General features: G+C 65.7%; 1 protein-coding gene. It reads right to left on the bottom strand.

The window, feature by feature from the left end; all coding sequences use genetic code 11:
* On the bottom strand, positions 1-370 hold a 370-nt coding region (locus tag C5687_RS24400; RefSeq protein WP_146086327.1), incomplete at both ends, for an Ig-like domain-containing protein.

The following is a 370-nucleotide window of genomic DNA, read 5'->3' as shown; positions in this document are numbered from 1 at the left end:
GTCGATGGTCGGTTTCACCGGTGCATCGGTGTCGATGGTCACGGTCCAGCTGCTGCTGCTCGACTCATTACCCATCGGGTCTTTCGCCGTGGCGGTGAAGGTATGGTCGCCGCGGCCCAGGTCCACGCTCGGCGTGAAGCTCCAGGTGCCGTCTGCGCCCGCGGTGGTGGTGCCCAGCACGTTGCTGCCGTCCATGATGGTCACGGTGCTGCCCGCCTTCGCCGTGCCGCTGATTTGCGGACGGGTGTCGTCGGTTACCGCATTCTGGGACAGGCTGCCGGTCACGCTGCCGGTGTCATCGGTCACGGCGGTGATTTCCACCTTACCCGGGACCACGTCAACGGTGATGACCACGTGTGAGCCTTCCGGC

Source organism: Enterobacter sichuanensis (assembly GCF_002939185.1).
In the GTDB taxonomy this organism is placed as follows: domain Bacteria; phylum Pseudomonadota; class Gammaproteobacteria; order Enterobacterales; family Enterobacteriaceae; genus Enterobacter; species Enterobacter sichuanensis.
The sequence above is the reverse complement of the archived record's forward strand: the minus strand, read 5'-3'. Positions and strand labels throughout refer to the sequence as shown.